The 1,603-nt window shown below is 52.8% G+C and carries 1 protein-coding gene; it reads left to right on the forward strand.

Annotated features, from left to right (window positions below; translation table 11 throughout):
* Positions 1–1,603: efflux RND transporter permease subunit (locus AC4MRN_RS17160; protein WP_491203967.1), on the forward strand; the 1,603-nt coding region annotated here is incomplete at both ends.

A 1,603-nucleotide genomic window follows, 5' to 3' on the forward strand; every position in this document is an offset into this window, starting at 1 on the left:
CTGGGGATCGTGGTGGATGACGCGGTCGTAGTGGGTGAGTCCGTCTATGACACCCGCAAGCGCGAAGGGGATACCCTGAACAGTACTATCCGCGGCACGCACAAAGTTGCTGTGCCAACCCTGTTTGGTGTGTTCACTACGGTAGCGGCATTCGCGGCGCTTTCCAACATCTCTGGCGGGTTAGGAAACCTGTACGCTCAGTTCGGCATGGTGGTAACCATTTGTTTGTTGTTGTCGGTGGTGGAGTCCAAACTGATTCTGCCTGCTCACCTGGCGCATTTGCCTACCCATAAAAAGCCGACGCATGCATTGGCTCGTGGCTGGGCTAAGATTCAGGACGGTGCCGACGCGGGGTTACAGTGGTTTAGCCAACGCGTGTATATGCCGGCGCTGAATTATGCATTGCAGTTCCGTTATGCTGTGATTCTGTTGTTCGTTGCGGTGTTTATTGCGGTGATAGGTATGCCAATGAATGGCGCAGTACGCGTGGGGTTCTTCCCCAGCATGCCAGGCGATACCGTTGAAGCCAGCATGACGCTGCAAAGTGACGCAAGCTTCGGCCAGACTGAGCGCAATATGCAGTGGTTGGAAGCGACGCTTAATCAGGCGGATGCACAGCTAATGTCGCAAAACGATGCCGACGGTTCAGGCATTCAGAGTCTGCAGGTAATGGCATCGGGCGATCAAAGTGGGTCTATCGTCGTGGAACTTGCGAAAGAAAAGCCCTATTCACTGGATGACCTGGCTCGCACCTGGCGTGAACTGGCCGGTACACCCGAAGGTGTGAAGCAACTTAAAATTCAATCGCGCCGGGAAATGGTCGATGCCTTTAAAGTTGAGCTGAAAAGCGTGAGCGACGAAACCCTGCTGATTGCAGAAGAAGCCTTTCGCGAGGCGTTGGAAAACACAGACGGTGTAACCAGTGTCGAATCTTCACTCACACCGGGCGAAGCGATGATGCGCTTTGAGCTTACACCTCAGGGCCGTGCATTGGGTATGGATACCGCCAGTTTGTCGAAGCAGTTATTGCAAGCCTTTGGCGGAGACATCGTGCAGCGCTATCTGCGCAATAAAAACGAAGTGAAAGTGCGTGTACGCTACCCAGAGGAAAGCCGCAGCAACGCGACTGACATCCTCAATGCCCGCGTGCGTTTAACCGATGGTACAGTCGTTCCGCTAAGCGTTGTAGCGAATATTATTCAGGACAGCCAGCAACAACAAATCACTCGCATCGATGGTTTGCGAGCACTTACTGTGTCTGCATCCGTTGATTCCGATGTGATCACCGCTACCGAGTTGGTGCAAACACTGAATCAGTCACTGGTCCCTCAGCTAACCCGTCAGCATGCTGATTTGTCGGTACATTTCGCCGGTGAAGCCGAGCAGCAGGAAGAAACGACCTCGTCGATGAAGACCCTAACGGTGATGGCGTTAATTGCAATATACGCACTACTAGCTATTCCGTTGAAGTCGTACATTCAGCCGTTGATCATCATGTCCGCGATCCCATTTGGCATTGTGGGTGCGATATTGGGTCACTGGAGTAACGGTCTGATGATGAGCATTTTGTCGTTGAACGGTATTCTGGCATTGAGCGGTGTAG

The sequence above is a fragment of the Marisediminitalea sp. genome, assembly GCF_984433645.1.